15 protein-coding genes, 1 tRNA gene and 1 pseudogene are annotated in these 15,447 nt (G+C 39.7%); 2 read left to right on the top strand and 15 right to left on the bottom strand.

The window, feature by feature from the left end:
- Window positions 1-2: 2 nt before the first annotated feature.
- The 7 genes and pseudogenes from OCV88_RS14880 to pcrA all read right to left on the bottom strand — a co-directional run bounded on the left by OCV88_RS14880 (window position 3) and on the right by pcrA (window position 6,653).
- A complete protein-coding gene (locus OCV88_RS14880; protein ID WP_262591437.1) occupies window positions 3-251 on the bottom strand; it encodes a hypothetical protein in 249 nt (82 codons plus the stop codon).
- A gap of 121 nt (window positions 252-372) precedes the next feature.
- A complete protein-coding gene (locus OCV88_RS14875; protein WP_158426227.1) occupies window positions 373-741 on the bottom strand; it encodes an ACT domain-containing protein in 369 nt (122 codons plus the stop codon).
- 19 nt (window positions 742-760) lie between these two features.
- Window positions 761-1,180, bottom strand: a complete 420-nt coding sequence (locus tag OCV88_RS14870) for a TIGR04076 family protein (protein ID WP_158426226.1) — start codon at window positions 1,178-1,180, stop codon at window positions 761-763.
- Window positions 1,181-1,302: 122 nt separating this feature from the next.
- A pseudogene (locus tag OCV88_RS14865) lies at window positions 1,303-2,070 on the bottom strand (PDDEXK nuclease domain-containing protein); the annotation flags it as partial.
- 36 nt (window positions 2,071-2,106) lie between these two features.
- Window positions 2,107-3,711 (bottom strand): class I SAM-dependent RNA methyltransferase, encoded by a 1,605-nt coding sequence (locus OCV88_RS14860; RefSeq protein ID WP_158426225.1) that lies wholly within the window; start codon window positions 3,709-3,711, stop codon window positions 2,107-2,109.
- A gap of 366 nt (window positions 3,712-4,077) precedes the next feature.
- Complete coding sequence (locus tag OCV88_RS14855) at window positions 4,078-4,332, bottom strand: hypothetical protein (protein ID WP_158426224.1); 255 nt, start codon at window positions 4,330-4,332, stop codon at window positions 4,078-4,080.
- A 50-nt stretch (window positions 4,333-4,382) separates the two neighbouring features.
- Window positions 4,383-6,653 carry a DNA helicase PcrA gene (pcrA, locus tag OCV88_RS14850; protein ID WP_158426223.1) on the bottom strand — a complete coding sequence of 757 codons (2,271 nt, stop codon included), beginning with the start codon at window positions 6,651-6,653 and terminating at the stop codon, window positions 4,383-4,385.
- Window positions 6,654-6,813: 160 nt separating this feature from the next.
- Between pcrA and OCV88_RS14845 the strand changes: the two genes are divergently transcribed.
- Complete coding sequence (locus OCV88_RS14845) at window positions 6,814-7,422, top strand: DUF1836 domain-containing protein (protein WP_158426222.1); 609 nt, start codon at window positions 6,814-6,816, stop codon at window positions 7,420-7,422.
- A gap of 79 nt (window positions 7,423-7,501) precedes the next feature.
- Here the strand turns inward: OCV88_RS14845 and OCV88_RS14840 are convergent, their stop codons facing one another.
- The 4 genes from OCV88_RS14840 to OCV88_RS16110 all read right to left on the bottom strand — a co-directional run bounded on the left by OCV88_RS14840 (window position 7,502) and on the right by OCV88_RS16110 (window position 10,558).
- Window positions 7,502-7,798, bottom strand: coding sequence for a YerC/YecD family TrpR-related protein (locus OCV88_RS14840; protein ID WP_158426221.1), 297 nt, complete (start codon window positions 7,796-7,798; stop codon window positions 7,502-7,504).
- 158 nt (window positions 7,799-7,956) lie between these two features.
- Window positions 7,957-9,666: a M3 family oligoendopeptidase gene (locus OCV88_RS14835; RefSeq protein ID WP_158426220.1), complete on the bottom strand. Its 1,710-nt coding sequence runs from the start codon at window positions 9,664-9,666 to the stop codon at window positions 7,957-7,959.
- Between the two features lie 333 nt (window positions 9,667-9,999).
- Window positions 10,000-10,329: an IS30 family transposase gene (locus tag OCV88_RS14830; RefSeq protein WP_158426219.1), complete on the bottom strand. Its 330-nt coding sequence runs from the start codon at window positions 10,327-10,329 to the stop codon at window positions 10,000-10,002.
- A complete protein-coding gene (locus OCV88_RS16110) occupies window positions 10,316-10,558 on the bottom strand; it encodes a helix-turn-helix domain-containing protein (protein ID WP_416795194.1) in 243 nt (80 codons plus the stop codon). The genes OCV88_RS14830 and OCV88_RS16110 overlap by 14 nt, the downstream gene beginning before the upstream one ends.
- A gap of 279 nt (window positions 10,559-10,837) precedes the next feature.
- Between OCV88_RS16110 and OCV88_RS14825 the strand changes: the two genes are divergently transcribed.
- Window positions 10,838-10,910, top strand: a tRNA-Thr gene (locus OCV88_RS14825).
- A 115-nt stretch (window positions 10,911-11,025) separates the two neighbouring features.
- Here OCV88_RS14825 and OCV88_RS14820 read toward each other — a convergent pair.
- The 4 genes from OCV88_RS14820 to OCV88_RS14805 form a co-directional block, all read right to left on the bottom strand.
- The gene (locus tag OCV88_RS14820; RefSeq protein WP_158426217.1) at window positions 11,026-12,060 is read right to left on the bottom strand and encodes an ABC transporter substrate-binding protein; all 1,035 of its coding nucleotides are present in this window, start codon (window positions 12,058-12,060) and stop codon (window positions 11,026-11,028) included.
- Between the two features lie 79 nt (window positions 12,061-12,139).
- Entirely contained in the window at window positions 12,140-13,450 is a 1,311-nt protein-coding gene (locus OCV88_RS14815) for a hemolysin family protein (RefSeq protein WP_158426216.1), read from the bottom strand.
- A gap of 289 nt (window positions 13,451-13,739) precedes the next feature.
- Window positions 13,740-14,705, bottom strand: a complete 966-nt coding sequence (locus tag OCV88_RS14810; protein WP_158426215.1) for a CPBP family intramembrane glutamic endopeptidase — start codon at window positions 14,703-14,705, stop codon at window positions 13,740-13,742.
- Window positions 14,706-14,731: 26 nt separating this feature from the next.
- A complete protein-coding gene (locus OCV88_RS14805) occupies window positions 14,732-15,418 on the bottom strand; it encodes a DUF554 domain-containing protein (protein ID WP_158426214.1) in 687 nt (228 codons plus the stop codon).
- Window positions 15,419-15,447 lie beyond the last annotated feature (29 nt).

Here is a 15,447-nt window from a genome sequence, read left to right as displayed (position 1 = left end):
CATTAATAAAAAGCTCCACCATAACCGCAGTCCGGATAATTACGGCCTATGGATTGCATACACTCAACTGCATTTTTTGACAGGTCACTGTAATCCGGCTTACTTATCAGAATTGCCTGTGCCAGCGCCAGAGTCATAATACTGTCATCGGTGGGAAAACATTTATATGTAAGAAACTCAAAGTCCTTACTTTTATGATTATTCCATTCAAAACGGGACCCTGCGATATCCCCAACAATAGCTCCTAACATAGTTTCCTCCTTTCTATACTCCTTCCAAAATGTAATTATAGAAAAAAGCACCCGCCGTTTTAGCAAATGCTGATTTGTATGTACTTATTTTGTATACGTTTTTTAGTCTATGAACTGATTTTTAATCTACAATCTCATGTCCTATAGATTTAAGGACATCCAAACCCTTCTGATAATTCTCACTTTTTATCAAAACATAGTCTGTATTGTAGGTAGACACTGCAAAAATCGAAATATCGTTATCCGCCAAAACTGCGATGACTTTAGCCAATATTCCAATTAATGAAAAATCTAAAACACCTTGAATACAAAAAGCTTTCCAACCGTCATCTCGCCTAATGACATTTGAAGGGACTTCACTAGTAATACATACAAGGGATTTTTCTTCATCAGTCTTTCCGATAAAGCTGTACTCGGAATCTAAATTCACAAGGGAATAATCTTCTACCTGACATACTGAAAAGTCTTGATAAATCTTTTTTATTTTCACAATAGTGCCTCCGAAATTTTCAATTCTCAATATCAATTCTTTCAATTTTGAAAATCACCGGCCTCGTGCCATCATTACAACAGGCAATCATTACTTTATCATCATTCATCCAGCCATGCATGATTGCTCCGCCTTGAAGCGCCGCATAAATATATCGGCTGATAGCGTCCCATGCCTCTGAGCAGAAAGGAACACCGTCCGTTCCACAGTGCATAGTTCCAGGAGAAATCAATACCCCCTCGTCAGGCTGACCACTTTTTACTAATGTTCCTGCCCCCATATGCCAATAATCGTCTCTCTCATCATTTCGATAAAACATAAATTCATCCCCCACATAATAACAGGGACACTTTCCGCTGTCTGGTACAGCACAATACTGAGTCTGTAACTCAGGAAATAATTTCTTATCTAAAACAGTCACCTTCACTCTATGTTCCATCCTGTAATCCTCCTTCCTTTTACAGCTTTTCCAGTTCCAGATAAATATTTATGCAAATCTTTCTGACTGATATCCATTTCCAACAATACACGTGTCTTCCCCCAATCATATCCACTTTTCTTTTAATCTATTTCATTATTCTGCTCTTCAAGCAATTTCTTCAGTTCTTCTTTACTCGGAAGAACTGTCTGATACTTACTGGCAAAAATCTGTGTGTTATCTTCTGGAAGTGTCATTTCTACAACAGCATTATTCTTATCTTTACACAAGACAATACCGATTGTTGGATTCTCTTCCTTGAGTTTTACTTTTCTATCATAGTAGTTCACATACATCTGCATCTGACCAATATCTTGATGTTTTAATTCTCCAATCTTCAAGTCAAAAAGCACAAAGCATCTCAATAAACGATTATAAAAAACCAAGTCAACCCGGAAATGTTCTTCATTAAATGTAAAACGCACTTGACGTCCGATATATGCAAATCCTGTTCCAAGTTCCAATAAAAATTTTTGCAAATGATCAATAATTCTTGTTTCCAGTTCCGTTTCTGAATATTCCGGTAACTTTGGAAGCCCAAGAAATTCCAACACATACGGATCTTTCACGGCATCTTCCGGCTTTTCAACAATCTGACCTTCCGTTGCCAGACGAGTAACTTTATCCTTGTTTGAACTTAGTACAATCCGTTCATACAAAGCACTATTGAACTGCCTCTTTAATTCTGACAAACTCCAGTCATTCTTTGCTGCTTCAATTTCATAGAAATGTCGTTCATTTACATCAGAAATACGCATTAATTTCAAATAATGTAATCAACTAAGAAAAAATTTTCTTCCACTACTTGCTGTTGGTAGGTTTTTGAATTGGTCAGAGACTGTCTGACCAATTTACAGTTCTTATACATTTTCAACACATTCTAAAAATCATTCAATTTTCGCATCTCCTTCTGTATTCATAATCCTATAATAATCTTCCATATCCAAACTTAATTTCACATAAGTATCAGGTTTTGATTTCTGAAGTAACGCAATAGTCTCCACATGCACCGTTCCTGGAAACATATCTACACAGCAAACCCGTTTCACTTCATACCCTCTGGCCAGAAGTACTTCCAGATCTCTCTGCAGACTGGTAGGCTTACAGGAAATATATATCATCTGATCAACACCATAACGAATAATCTTCTCCAGGGCTTTTGGATGGATACCCTCTCGGGGAGGATCCAGCACTATAAAGTCCGGTTTCTCTACAATAGTGTCCAGCACTTTCAAAACATCTCCGGCTATAAATTCACAGTTATTCAGCTGGTTGAGCGCCGCATTCTCTTTTGCGGCTTCCACTGCTTCTTCCACGATTTCGACACCGATTACGTTTCGCGCGGCAGGCGCCAGCATCTGGGCAATGGTTCCGGTTCCGCTGTACAGATCAAATACTATTTTCCCGGCTTTTTCATTAAGAGTGTCACCTATATACTCACGGGCTGTCTCATACAGCACTTCCGCGCCCAGTGAATTGGTCTGGAAAAAGGAAAACGTTGATATTTTAAATTTCAGTCCCAGAAGTTCTTCTACAATATAATCTCTTCCATATAACAGGTCTGTTCCTTCATTTTTTACTGCATCCGCCACACTGTCATTTTTTGTATGTAAAATGCCGGTAATAGTACCAGATAGCGAAAGGCCCAGCAGGGCTTCCTTCCAGGAAGACAATATAACAGCTTCTGATTCTGCGTCTGAAGAATTTAATAATTCAGCTCCACTCTGCATCGTATCTTCTGATTCCGTTGTTTCCTTTGTGGCCGATGTTTCCTTTTTTCTCTGAAGGATATCTCTTATTTCTTCCGGCTGACAGCTTGACATTTTATCATATTGTGTGGTTGTTACAAGATCAATTAGAATCTCTCCGGTTTTAACGGCCTTTCGTACCAGCAGATGACGCAGATAACCTGTATGGCGCAGACGATGATAAAAAGCAGCTCCAGATTTTTGAAAAAATTCCAGAGTACAGCTTAAAATCTTTCGGTAATCCTCATCCACAATCTGGCACTGGTCCACTGTTACAATGTCATAAAAGCTGTTTCTCTTATGCATTCCCGCCGATAAGGGGCCGTCTTTATACTCATCCCCGAAAGTGAATTCCATTTTATTGCGGTATCCAAACTGCTGGGGACTTGCTTTGATGCCCTCAAACAGTTCATTTACATTCGGGACAACTGATTCCAGCAGATTTAAAACCTGTTCCGCTTTTAATTTCAGCTGTTCCTCATAAGGAAGACTCTGGTAATTACAGCCTCCGCAGCTTCCAAAATGCGGACAGGAAACCTGCTCCAGTTCCACAGGAGATTTCTCCAGCGTATCCAGCAGTCGTCCCTCCGCTTTCCCTTTTCTGATTTTATTAACCATAAAAGAAACTTTCTGTCCTGGAATCGTATTTTTTACTGTTACCTGACGGGCATCTATTTTAACGATTCCTTTATTTGGAAAGTTTACCTCTTCTACCATTCCTTCAAAAATCTGTCCTTTTTTCATATGTCACCTTCCTGTTCAAGTCTCGCTCTTGCGAGACTTGGTGTGTGATTCGGGTCAGCTTTGCTGACAACATTCTATTCCAAATCGCTGCACCTCCTCGCGGAGCGTATCTCAGATGAGGGATTGACACCCGCCACTAATACCAATTTGTTACTCACCGCCTGCAGAGGCGGAAGTCATCCCACATCTGATATATTCTAATATAAATTAAGGACTGCCAGCAACGCTGACAGCCCGGTAAATACGTTAATAATAATTCTATTTATTATTCATATGCTGCGTTTATACACCTGCATTTTTAAGTAACTTTCTATATTTAAGGATACTTATATATTGAAGTGTATGGGCAGATATTTCTCTTGCTGCTTACTCTTCCCCGTATTCTTCATCTTCATCGTCAAAGAAATCATCTTCGAATTCATCCTCAAATTCGTCTTCGAAATCATCCATATAATCCGGAGCAAAAAATTTGTAAATGCAAAGGGCTACTACTGCAATTGCAACCACTGCTCCGATAATTGCAACAATCCATAAAACTTTTGATTTCTTCTCTTCGCCTTCTTTGCGTTTTAAGAAATCTGTCAATTTTGCAACACTTACTAATTCTTCCATTTTATTCATAACAGTGCTCCTTTTCTATTGCCATTACCTACTATTTTTAGTTCAGTCTATCATACTTTTTTCAGTTTTGCAAATGATGCAAACATTTTCTTTGTACCCACATTTTCAAAGTCTACAGTAACTTCAAAATCTCTTCCGCCGGCCAGAATCTGCAGTACAATCCCTTCCCCGAACTTCATATGTCTGACTTTATCCCCTACTTCATAAGAAAGTTTCTTACCTGTTGTGGCGCCGGAATCAAACGACTTGGCCATATTTGACGAGTACCGGCTGTACCCCGCTGCACCAGTATTTCCGCTTCCTGCATAGGAAGAAAACGGCTTCGCCTGAAACGACTTCTTAGCAGACATATAATTTGATTCTGAGGGCATTTCCCGGATTTTTTCTTTGGGCATCTCTCCGTGCATCAGCTCCTGGGGAATCTCTTTTAAAAACCGTGACACCCGGTTATACTGTGTCTCGCCCCGAACCATACGCATTCTTGCACTGGTTAATGTCAGGCGTTCCTTTGCCCGGGTAATTCCAACGTAACACAATCTCCGTTCCTCCTCAATTTCCATTGGATCATCAGAGGTAATGGTCATATAGCTGGGGAAAAGTCCGTCTTCCATTCCTGCCAGATAAACATTCGGAAATTCTAATCCCTTTGCACTGTGGAGAGTCATTAACACCACATAATCACTGTCTTCACTGAGGCTGTCAATATCTGCTATTAATGCTACCTCCTCCAGAAAAACACTTAAACCGCCGTTTTCATTCTGATTATCAAAATCTGCCGCTTTGCTGATCAACTCATCAATATTTTCGATTCTGGCATTTGCCTCATCGCTGTCTTCCAGCTCCAGATCATGAACATACCCGGTATCCTCTATAATCTGATCCAGCAGGGTCTCCACAGACATATAATCAGTCTGCGCCCGGAGTCCCTGTATAAATCCTACAAATGGACGGATCTTAGCTGCCGCTTTACCAATGGAGGGAATATTTTCGGCCCGGCATAGAGCATTAAAAAAGCTGATACCCTGATTATCTGCATAATCCTGCACACGATTGATGGTTGTGGCTCCGATTCCACGTTTTGGCACATTGATAATCCGTTTTACGGCCAAATCATCCTTTGCGTTATCAATGGTCTTTAAATATGCCAGCAGATCTTTAATTTCTTTTCTGGCATAAAAGTTTACACCGCCAACAATTTTATAAGGAATATTCAATGATACAAATTTTTCCTCAAACATACGGGATTGTGCATTCGTACGGTATAGGATGGCACAATCCCGGTAATTATATGCACCATTTTTCACGAGTTTTGAAATATCCCCCGCAATATATTCTGCTTCCTCATATGCCTGGTCAAACTGCCGAAAAATCAGCGGATCTCCAGCATGCTGATTTGTCCATAATGCCTTTTCTTTTCTGCCTGTGTTATTGCGTATAACCGCATTGGCCGCATCTAAAATATTCTGGGTAGAACGGTAATTCTGCTCCAGCTTCACCACTTTTGCATCCGGAAAATAAGTTTCAAAATTTAAAATATTATGTATATTGGCCCCACGGAATTTATAAATAGACTGATCATCATCGCCAACCACACAAAGATTTTTATACTTTTTCGCAAGCAGCTGTACCAGATGAAACTGTGCTGTATTGGTATCCTGATACTCATCTACCATTATATATCGGAAACGCTCCTGGTAAGATTCCAGTACCTGATCATCCGTCTGGAAAAGCTCTACGCATTTGCAGATCAGGTCATCAAAATCCAGAGCATTATTTTTTTTCAGAACCTGCTGGTACTCACGGTATACCTGAGCCTGCTTTTGCAGTGCATAGTCTCCTGCCGCCCGCAGCGTAAACTCCTCCGGCGTAACCAGTTCATCCTTGGCAGATGAAATAACATTTAAAAAGGTTCGCTCCTTGTATTTTTTTGTATCAATCTCTAGGCGTTTGCAGATTTCCTTCATAACCACTTTCTGGTCATCTGCATCATAAATCGTAAAATTATTGTCAAACCCGATCCGGTCAATATATCTTCGCAGGATCCTCACACAGGTAGAATGAAAAGTACTGACCCAGACACTATCAGAGCCCTGCCCCACAATTCCATCAATTCTTTCTCTCATTTCTCCTGCAGCTTTATTGGTAAAAGTGATAGCCATAATATGAAAAGGCTGTACACCTTTTTCTTCTATTAAATATGCTGTACGGTAAGTCAGCACACGTGTTTTCCCTGAACCGGCGCCAGCCAGAATCAGCAGGGGGCCCTCCGTGTGAAATACCGCATCCTGCTGTTGTTTATTTAAAGACTCGTATCTGTTCATAAAACTCTCCAATTCTTTTATCGAACATATTTTCTGTATATAACTTATTATAGCAAGTCTCTTTCATCTATTCAATATCTTTTATTACCGGATGAAATATCTCTATTTCTTGTTTTCTGATTTCTCTTACTATATAATCAAGAAAATGAGGTGAAAGAAAATGGAATTAAACACAAAGGACTTAATGGACAGCATCGTAAAAAACATCAGCAGCATTGAACATATCAAACCGAAAGAAATTCCGGATATCGAACTGTACATGGATCAAGTTACCACACTGATCAATTCCCGCCTGGGAACCTTCCGTCATTTTGGAAATGACAAACCACTAACAAAAACTATGATTAATAATTATGCCAAAAATAATCTCCTTCCATCCCCCAATCGAAAAAAATATTCGAAAGATCATATTCTGACTCTGATTTTTATCTACTACTTTAAAAATATTGTAAGTATCAATGAAATCCGTAAAATTTTAGACCCTGTAACCAAAAAGTTCTTCGGTCAAAAACAGGATCTTCAATTAGAAGAAATTTACCAGTCTGTTTTCTCTATCAAACCAGATCTGCAAAGAGCACTAGAACATGATATCGCAGAAAAACTTCAGCTGTCACAGGCATCTGTAAAAAAACTGAAACATATTCAGTCTGATGATGAGGAATTTCTGCAGGCTTTTACACTAATCTGCACCCTGGCCATTGATATTTATATGAAAAAAATTATTATCGAGCAGCTGATTGATTCAGTTAGCGACAGTTTCAAAAAATAAATATTCAAATGTATTAAAAAGGTATCCCAAAAACACTTTGTTTCGGATACCTTTTTTGTGTCTGTTCAGCTTTATTCCTCTACTCGTTTTCCTTTTTCATTCTTTCAAAGACCATGTCATAGCCGTCATTTCCATAATTCAGTGAACGGTTTACACGGCTTATGGTTGCTGTGGAAGCCCCTGTTTTCTCAGCAATATCCAGATAGGTCCTCTGCTCTCTCAGCATATGTGCTACCTCAAAACGCTGAGACAATGATAAAATTTCATTGATAGTACATACATCCTCAAAAAATGTATAGCATTCTTCTTTGTCCTTTAAACTTAATATTGCCTGAAATAAATGATCTACAGCCTCTGTTCTGATTTTACTGTTCATTGTCCTGCTCCTTATATACTTACCAGATACTATTTTTAATCTGGATTTCCCGTGCTATAAATTTATTACGTAAAAATTTTATCACATTAAAGTTTTAGAGTAAAGACTTTCTTTTTATGAGCAGACTGCAGATTTTTATTCTTCTAAAAACAGATACACTACAAACTCAGATTTAGTTCTCGGGCAACCCCTTCCATAATGCTTCTCACAGTCCCTTTCTCAAAAGGATTGCTGAGGCCTGCAAACTTCAGTGTATCAAAATACCCCATACTTCCCCCCACACGGCACAGCCTGTAATAGTCTTCCCAGACATTTTGGAAATCCTGCTTTGACTTCACAAAAAATTCAAAGGCCCCCATCTGAGCAAGGGCATATTCAAGATAATAAAACGGGAATAAAAAGATATGCTGCTTCTGCATCCAAAATCCCCCTTCTTCCAGAAACTGATTGCCAGCATAATTCCTCCAGGGAAGATATACCTTTTCCAGCTCATGCCATACGGCTCTTCTTTCTTTAGCAGTCATATCCGGATTTGCATATACCCGATGCTGAAACTCATCCACACACACAAGATAGGGAATTACTTTTACGGCATCTGCCAAATGTGTATACCGATACTGTTCCGCCTGCTCCCCGAAAAATAGTTCCATCCAGAGATAGGTAAACAACTCCATGGTCATAGAATGGATCTCAGCAATCTCATTAACAGGAAATACATAATCTCCAGGAATCTCTGTTTTTCCTGTTTCATAAGCTGCAAAAGAATGACCGGCCTCATGGGTCAGCACATCTACATCTGCACTGGTTCCGTTAAAGTTGGAAAATATAAACGGTACCCGGTCCCTGGCAAGAAACGTGCAGTAACCCCCCGGTCTTTTTCCCGGCCTTGTCTCCAAATCAAACAGTTCTGATTCCTTCATAACATCAAAAAATTCTCCTGTTTCCGGAGACAGCTGGTGATACATCTGCTGTGCCTTCTCCACCAGTTCTTGCGGTGTTCCTTTTGGAACTGCATTCCCATTAGGATTTGAAATGGATTCATCATAGTAATAAAGTGTCTCAATTCCCAGCTGTGCCTGCTGCTCCTTATAAAGCTTCTGACAAAATGGCACTACTACTTCTCTAATCTGACTGCGAAACTGCCGGGCATCCCCTTCTTTATAATCATACCGGCGCAAAGCCGCAAAACGAAACTTTGTATAGGATTCATACCCAAGCTTTTCAGCCATGCCCACCCGGATGCGAATCAAATCATCATAAATCTTATCCAATTCTGGAGCAATCTGCTCATAAAGAGCCGCCCAGGCCTCAAATGCCCCCTTCCGCACTTCCCGGCGGGAACTCTGCATATATTTTAGCAGCTGGTAAAAATTACAGGATTCACCTTGAAACTGGATCTGACTGACAGCAGTCAATTCAGAATACTGCTGACACAGCAAAGCTTCCTGTTCCATATCTTTCACTACTTCCTCTGACGCCAGTGTCTGTTCTATTTCCATATCTGTCAGCAGAGTCGCCGGCATTCCTTCCTGAAGGGCCTCTCTGTATGGTGAATCCAGAATCACTTTATTTGCTTCCTGATACAGCAGAACTATTTTAGGAATTTCTCCATGAAAAATCTTCATCTCATTTTCATAAAACTCATCTCTGGTATCAATGGAATTTCTGATACTTGCAAGCACCTGCATCGTTTGAAGATATTCACTTCTTTTCTGTTCCTTTTGATATACCTCTTTTAATTCCTTACCAGATGAAACATGCTTTAACGTCTCAATATAATCTCTGATTTCCTGCTCTTCTTTTTTAAAGTCCGGTCTTTGATATTTTAAATCACAGAATTTCACCATTTCTCTCCTTTTGTCCTTCATTTATTTTCTTTTAAGTATATCCCGGAACACAGTTAAAATTCCAGACCACAGATTGGATTTTTTGTAGGTGAGTTGAAAAAGTGAATTCCACTTTGCAAGATTAAATTCCACTTAAAAAAAATAAATACAAAAAAATAAAGATTTCATATATGAAATACCCAAGATCAGAGTTAAAATACAAGTAAAAGCTGTGGTTTAGGGTATTTTATTGCATACTGAGCGGAAGTCGAATTTACAGTTGGTTTTTAGGATAGAGTAAATTCCACCCCGGGAGATTCTGCGATGATGGCTTGCAATAGATTCCTGCCCAGCTTTTTAATTATATTTTTAAGGTTATTTTAATAATTCCGGACTCAAGATGATTTTATCAGCAGGAATTTTTTTCAAATGGAACACATCCAATAAAGTTTTTCCGTATTGAAATTCAAACATCTCATATGGACTTTTATTTCCAAGCTTCTTCCGTGTATAGGAATTGATATGGCTCATCATAAGATCAATCTGTTCTTGTGTATATTGACCGATGTCTACGCCTTTTGGAATGACTCGTCGAATCATTTCATGGTTGTTTTCACAGCTGCCTTTCTGGTATGGGGCACTGGCATTACAGTAAAATATTTTTGTACGAGGTTTTCCCTGGGCATCGAATTCAACATTTGCCACAAGACCAGCAAAAGCGATTTTTGTGAGAGGTACATTTTTGACAGACCATCTGTGCAGAGCATTTACGCTGAAAAGCGAAGCGGCAATCATTGAAAGATTTGCCGTAGGTGCCACTTTTTACGAAAGAAATGTGATTTTTGATTTCTTTGGAGATGGTTGTACAATCCTTATTTAAGAATCTGCCGATGGCTTTAAAATTTTCCCCTTCGTTCAGTTTTGTTTCAATCATAATCCGGGAATCAAGGGTTAAATGTTTTTGATTATGCATAAGTACGTCCTTCCTGCTGGGAAGAAACAGCCATATTTTACAAAGTATTTTAACAGATCATTTGGAAAGATTAAATTCCACTATTGTGGGGAAGAGGATTTGCAGGTTTAAATTCCATATGGGGGTGGAATTTAAATTTGCAATTAACTGCAATTAACTAAAAGGTGTGGAATTGATTTTTTTGATTGACAATTGCTGGCCTGTGTAGTATATTATTACAGGTCAGTAATTTAAAAATCTGCTGCCTTGGCGCAGTCGGTAGCGCGTCGCCTTGGTAAGGCGGAGGTCGGGGGTTCAAGTCCCCTAGGCAGCTCTAAACCTAACAGTCAAAAGTGTTGAGAAATCAGCAGTTTTGGCTGTTTTTATTATATCCCCATAGAATCCGTTTAGCATTCTATGGGGATATTAAATTCATTGGCCGTATAAAATTATTTTGCAGCTTTTTCTGCAAATTCTGTCGTTACCAGATCTTTATAGGCAGGTGATCCGCTAAGTTCTCCTGCTTCATCCAGAATATCCAGAAGGAGTTTGTAGCTGGATTCCTCAAAAATCAGATCTGTTTTCCAGGTATCCTGCTGTGCATAACGGTCTACAATCGTAGTGATCGTTTTAAGATCCGTATCTTTAAACTGAGGTTCGATAACTTTTGCAATTTCCTCAGCTGAATGAGAGTTAACATAATCCATACCCTTTTGCAGTGCATTGGTAAACTGCTGAATCACCTCAGGATTTTCATTAATAAAACTCTGTTTTGCACTGAAGGCAGTATATGGTACATAGCCGGAATCTACACCCAACGAGGCCACTACATATCCTGCGCCTTCTGTTTCCAGAGCTGTAGCACCTGGTTCAAATTCAACGCTAAAGTCTCCCTGTCCGCCGGAAAAAGCCGCAGCTGTAGAACCAAAGTCAATGCTTTGATCAATTTTTAAATCCTTAGCCGGATCAATGTTGTTCTGTTTTAAAATGTACTCAAATACCATTTCCGGCATGCCGCCGGCACGGCCGCCCAGCACATCTTTACCTTTTAAATCTTCCCATTTAAAGTCTTTGATTTCCTCTCTGGCAACTAGGAAATTGCCGGCGCGCTGGGTCAGCTGTGCAAAGTTTACAACTACATCGGAAGCCCCCTGGTTGTAAGTATAAACAGTGGTTTCAGGTCCCATAAAACCAATGTCAGCTTCTCCGGAGAGAAGTGCAGTCATTGTTTTATCAGCGCCAAAGCCCGTTACAAGATCCAGCTGAATGCCTTCCTCTTCAAAATAGCCATTTTCAATGGCTACATACATTGGAGCATAAAAAATGGAATGGGCAACTTCATTTAAGGTAACTTCAACAGTTTTTTCTTTTTTATTAGATGCAGAAGCATCCTTCCCTTTTTGCTGGCAGCCAGTCAGTACCATACAAAATACAAGAGCGGCACACAGCGGCAGTACACAGAATTTACGTAAAAATCTTTTCATACAAATCCTCCTGATTTATTTCGATAAATTATTGTATGCAGGAGAAGCAGAAATTGTGTGTATGCCTCAAGGAAGGAGCTTATGAATTTGATAAAGCTTCTGTCAGGCTGGTAGTTGTATGTACCACCCTGTGATTCTGTACATTATTTACCTGGATATGCAGGCCATATCCTTCGCAGGAAAATGTCTCTTTGTCATCTGGTATCCGGTCGATGATACCACAGATCAGGCCGTTGAATGTGTCATATTCATCAACAGGTAATTCTACTTCCAGTTTTCTGGCCACATCGTCTAGACTAGCAGAGCCAAGAATAATCCACTGGGAGTCGCCTGTTCTCTGAATTTCCTGCGGTGCGGGCTCTTCGTCTGAATCATATAAGTCACCTACCAGCTCTTCCATCAAGTCGTGGAGTGTTATAATACCGGACAATCCGCCGTATTCATCCAGCAGTACAGCGAAATAGCGGCGGTCTTGTTTCATATTCTGAAAAAGAACATTTGCCCGTAAATTTTCCGGTATAAAGTATGGTTCATCAACTGCACATTCTAAAACCAGTTCTCTGGTACGCTGACTGAGACGGAAGTAATCCTTTGTATCTAAAACACCAATAATATTTTCCGGATTTTCCTTATAAATCGGGTAGTGGGTATGCCGGCTTTGAATAATTGTCTGGTGCCATGTTTCCAGAGTATCATTGTAGTCCAGGGATACAACATCTCTCCGGTGGGTGCAGACCTGCTCTGCAGATAAGTCATCAAATGCAAATACATTTTGAATGATTTCGTTTTCGTGATCATCAATGATACCCTGCTGACTTCCCTCTGCCAAAAGAAGCATAATTTCTTCCTCTGTAACAGCTGCATCATCCTCGTTCGGGTTAATATGCATCAGCCGTAAAATAGCATTGGTGGATAATGTCAGTATAAACACCAGGGGGGCAAAAATTTTGGAAACGGCATAAAGCAGGCTTGACATTCCTAAAGCCATAGAATCTGCATTTTTCATGGCCAGCCGTTTTGGAACAAGTTCTCCGAAAACCAGGTTAAAATATGCTAAAACAATTGTAATTACAAAAAGCATAATTGTTTTCAAAACTTTTTCCGGAATTGCAACCCCCGCTTCTATCATCTGAGCAGAGATTGGCCCTGCGAAATTTTCTGCCGCAAAAGCACTTCCCAACAGTCCTGCAAGGGTAATGGCTACCTGAATTGTAGCCAGAAAACGGGCCGGCTCTTTCGTTAAAGCTGATAATTTTTTCGCCTGGGTATTTCCTTTTTCAGTCAGGCGTTTCAGCTTAGTTTCATTCATAGAAATAACAGCTATCTCTGCACTAGCAAAAACAGCATTTAAAAATATTAATACAATCTGTAGTATAATTGCACCTATCATGGTAAATCCTCCTGAAATTGATCTTAAAAAAGCATAAAAAGGTATAGTCTGTCAAAAACAGACTATACCTTTATCTATTCAAGATCTTACATGGATAAGTGTAAAATAAAATTGTTGCGGCACTGTCCGTGTCACCGTCCATGTATGAATCACATCCTTTCTTAGTAAAATAAATTATCATATCTAATGTTTTTTGTCAAACAAAAACATTTTCTTCGTATCTATTTCTCTTAAATTATGAAATAAAAAATCAATTCCACACCTTTTCATAATCTTCCCATCTTTCTAACTAGGACCGGAGATTCATTATAAACATAAATACACACAACGCAAGATACAAAATCATTCCCGGATGAGTGACAAAATTTTTCAGAACCTCTATCCGCCCAAGCTGCATTTCTCCCTGTTTAAATGCAAAACGCTTTCGATAGCGAATCAGCATCACAAGCCCCGTAATCGCCACACCAATCATTGCAAGTTCAAAGAGCAGAAGTCCTACCACCACTCCCATCCGGTTCATGACACTGCCTAACTCTCCCATATAAAGATTATACTGCATCTGAGAAAGATCCATCAGTTTCATAAACAGAGCCGGCACAAAACCACCAAGAAAATTTACAGCAATATGCATCGTAATACTGTATTTCAATCTGCCGGTACGAACATAAACATATCCGAACATCAATCCAACTCCAAATGCATAAAAAAGCTGTGTAAAATTTCCATGGAACAAGGCAAACATAATAGCAGAAATCAGAATCGCCGCCTTATCTCCAAAAACAATCAGGCGGTCAATCAATATTTTCCGGAACAAAATCTCTTCTACAATAGGGCCTATCACAACTACAACCAATAAAACAATACCCAGATTACTGCCCATAACCAGATCATTTGCATCCGACCCGCCTGCAAGCCCCGAAGCACCTGTAATAACAGTATCTACTATATTTCCCACGATAGAGCCAAAAAACATCAGACAGATTATCATAGACATCAAAAGAATCCATGTTTTAAATCTCATGTCATGCTGATACAGCTGCTTTTGAGGCAGTTTTTTCATAAGTTTTGCACAGACTGGAAACGCTGCCAGATACATAGAGCCAAAAGAAATCAGCCATACCAGCCAGTCATGTATAAAAGCCATAGGCCAGATCTTTCCGATAACCAGAGAAATCAAAAACTGCAGCCCCATAGCTATCGCACCAAATGCGAAATAAGAGACACCTGTTCGGTTAAAATATTTTTTTATATTCATTCTGCACCTTTCCCTTTCTCATCTCATCAAACAGGAAGTATTGCCTTCACAGCGAAAAAAATAATCGGTATCGCCAGAGAAGGCAGCATATTCAGAGATTTCAGGTTTTTAATATTTAAAATACTTAATCCGGAACTGGCAATTAAAAATCCGCCTACAATACAAAGCTCCGATATCAGTTCATCGGAGATCAACGTTGAAGATGCATACCTGGCAATCAGATAAATAGCGCCCTGCCAGCAGAAAAGAACAGGAGCTGCTAAAGCCATCCCAATTCCATATGTGGATGCCAGAACCATAGAAGTGATCAAATCCAATGTTGCGTTGGTAAACAAAAAAGTATGATCCCCATAAAGAGCACTCATAATCGGCCCCATAATTGACAGCGTACCGATACAATAAATCAAAATGCCAGTGGACAGCCCCTGTCCCAGATTTGATTTTGAATGTTTATTTACAAGATTCTGAAACCGATCATCCAGCTCCAGCTTCGTTCCTATCAGGCTTCCAATAGCCAGGCTGATAATAAACAGTACCGGAATTGTACTGTCGGCCATATGGCTGACTACCGCATTGATACCTATTCCGCAGGCCGCCAGACCACAGGCTGTATACAACGCTTTCTGATATTTTTCCTTCAGCCCTTTTTTCAGCCCGCTTCCAATCAGACTTCCCACCAGTATGGTGCAGGTATTTGCAATCGTTCCAATCATTTCATATTCCTCTTCTTGTAATTATTAAA

The sequence above is a fragment of the Brotonthovivens ammoniilytica genome (genome assembly GCF_025566885.1).
Taxonomy (GTDB): domain Bacteria; phylum Bacillota; class Clostridia; order Lachnospirales; family Lachnospiraceae; genus Brotonthovivens; species Brotonthovivens ammoniilytica.
The sequence above is the reverse complement of the archived record's forward strand: the minus strand, read 5'-3'. Positions and strand labels throughout refer to the sequence as shown.

Excerpts from the sequence above, each read along its gene's own strand:
- OCV88_RS14805 (WP_158426214.1), bottom strand. The coding sequence starts at position 15,418 with ATGATTGGAACGATTGCAAATACCTGCACCATACTGGTGGGAAGTCTG.
- OCV88_RS14815 (WP_158426216.1), bottom strand. The coding sequence starts at position 13,450 with ATGATAGGTGCAATTATACTACAGATTGTATTAATATTTTTAAATGCT.
- OCV88_RS14855 (WP_158426224.1), bottom strand. The coding sequence starts at position 4,332 with ATGAATAAAATGGAAGAATTAGTAAGTGTTGCAAAATTGACAGATTTC.
- OCV88_RS14870 (WP_158426226.1), bottom strand. The coding sequence starts at position 1,180 with ATGGAACATAGAGTGAAGGTGACTGTTTTAGATAAGAAATTATTTCCT.
- OCV88_RS14840 (WP_158426221.1), bottom strand. The coding sequence starts at position 7,798 with ATGAACAGTAAAATCAGAACAGAGGCTGTAGATCATTTATTTCAGGCA.
- OCV88_RS14845 (WP_158426222.1), top strand. The coding sequence starts at position 6,814 with ATGGAATTAAACACAAAGGACTTAATGGACAGCATCGTAAAAAACATC.
- OCV88_RS14820 (WP_158426217.1), bottom strand. The coding sequence starts at position 12,060 with ATGAAAAGATTTTTACGTAAATTCTGTGTACTGCCGCTGTGTGCCGCT.
- pcrA (WP_158426223.1), bottom strand. The coding sequence starts at position 6,653 with ATGAACAGATACGAGTCTTTAAATAAACAACAGCAGGATGCGGTATTT.
- OCV88_RS14880 (WP_262591437.1), bottom strand. The coding sequence starts at position 251 with ATGTTAGGAGCTATTGTTGGGGATATCGCAGGGTCCCGTTTTGAATGG.
- OCV88_RS14860 (WP_158426225.1), bottom strand. The coding sequence starts at position 3,711 with ATGAAAAAAGGACAGATTTTTGAAGGAATGGTAGAAGAGGTAAACTTT.
- OCV88_RS16110 (WP_416795194.1), bottom strand. The coding sequence starts at position 10,558 with ATGATTGAAACAAAACTGAACGAAGGGGAAAATTTTAAAGCCATCGGC.
- OCV88_RS14810 (WP_158426215.1), bottom strand. The coding sequence starts at position 14,705 with ATGAATATAAAAAAATATTTTAACCGAACAGGTGTCTCTTATTTCGCA.
- OCV88_RS14835 (WP_158426220.1), bottom strand. The coding sequence starts at position 9,666 with ATGAAGGACAAAAGGAGAGAAATGGTGAAATTCTGTGATTTAAAATAT.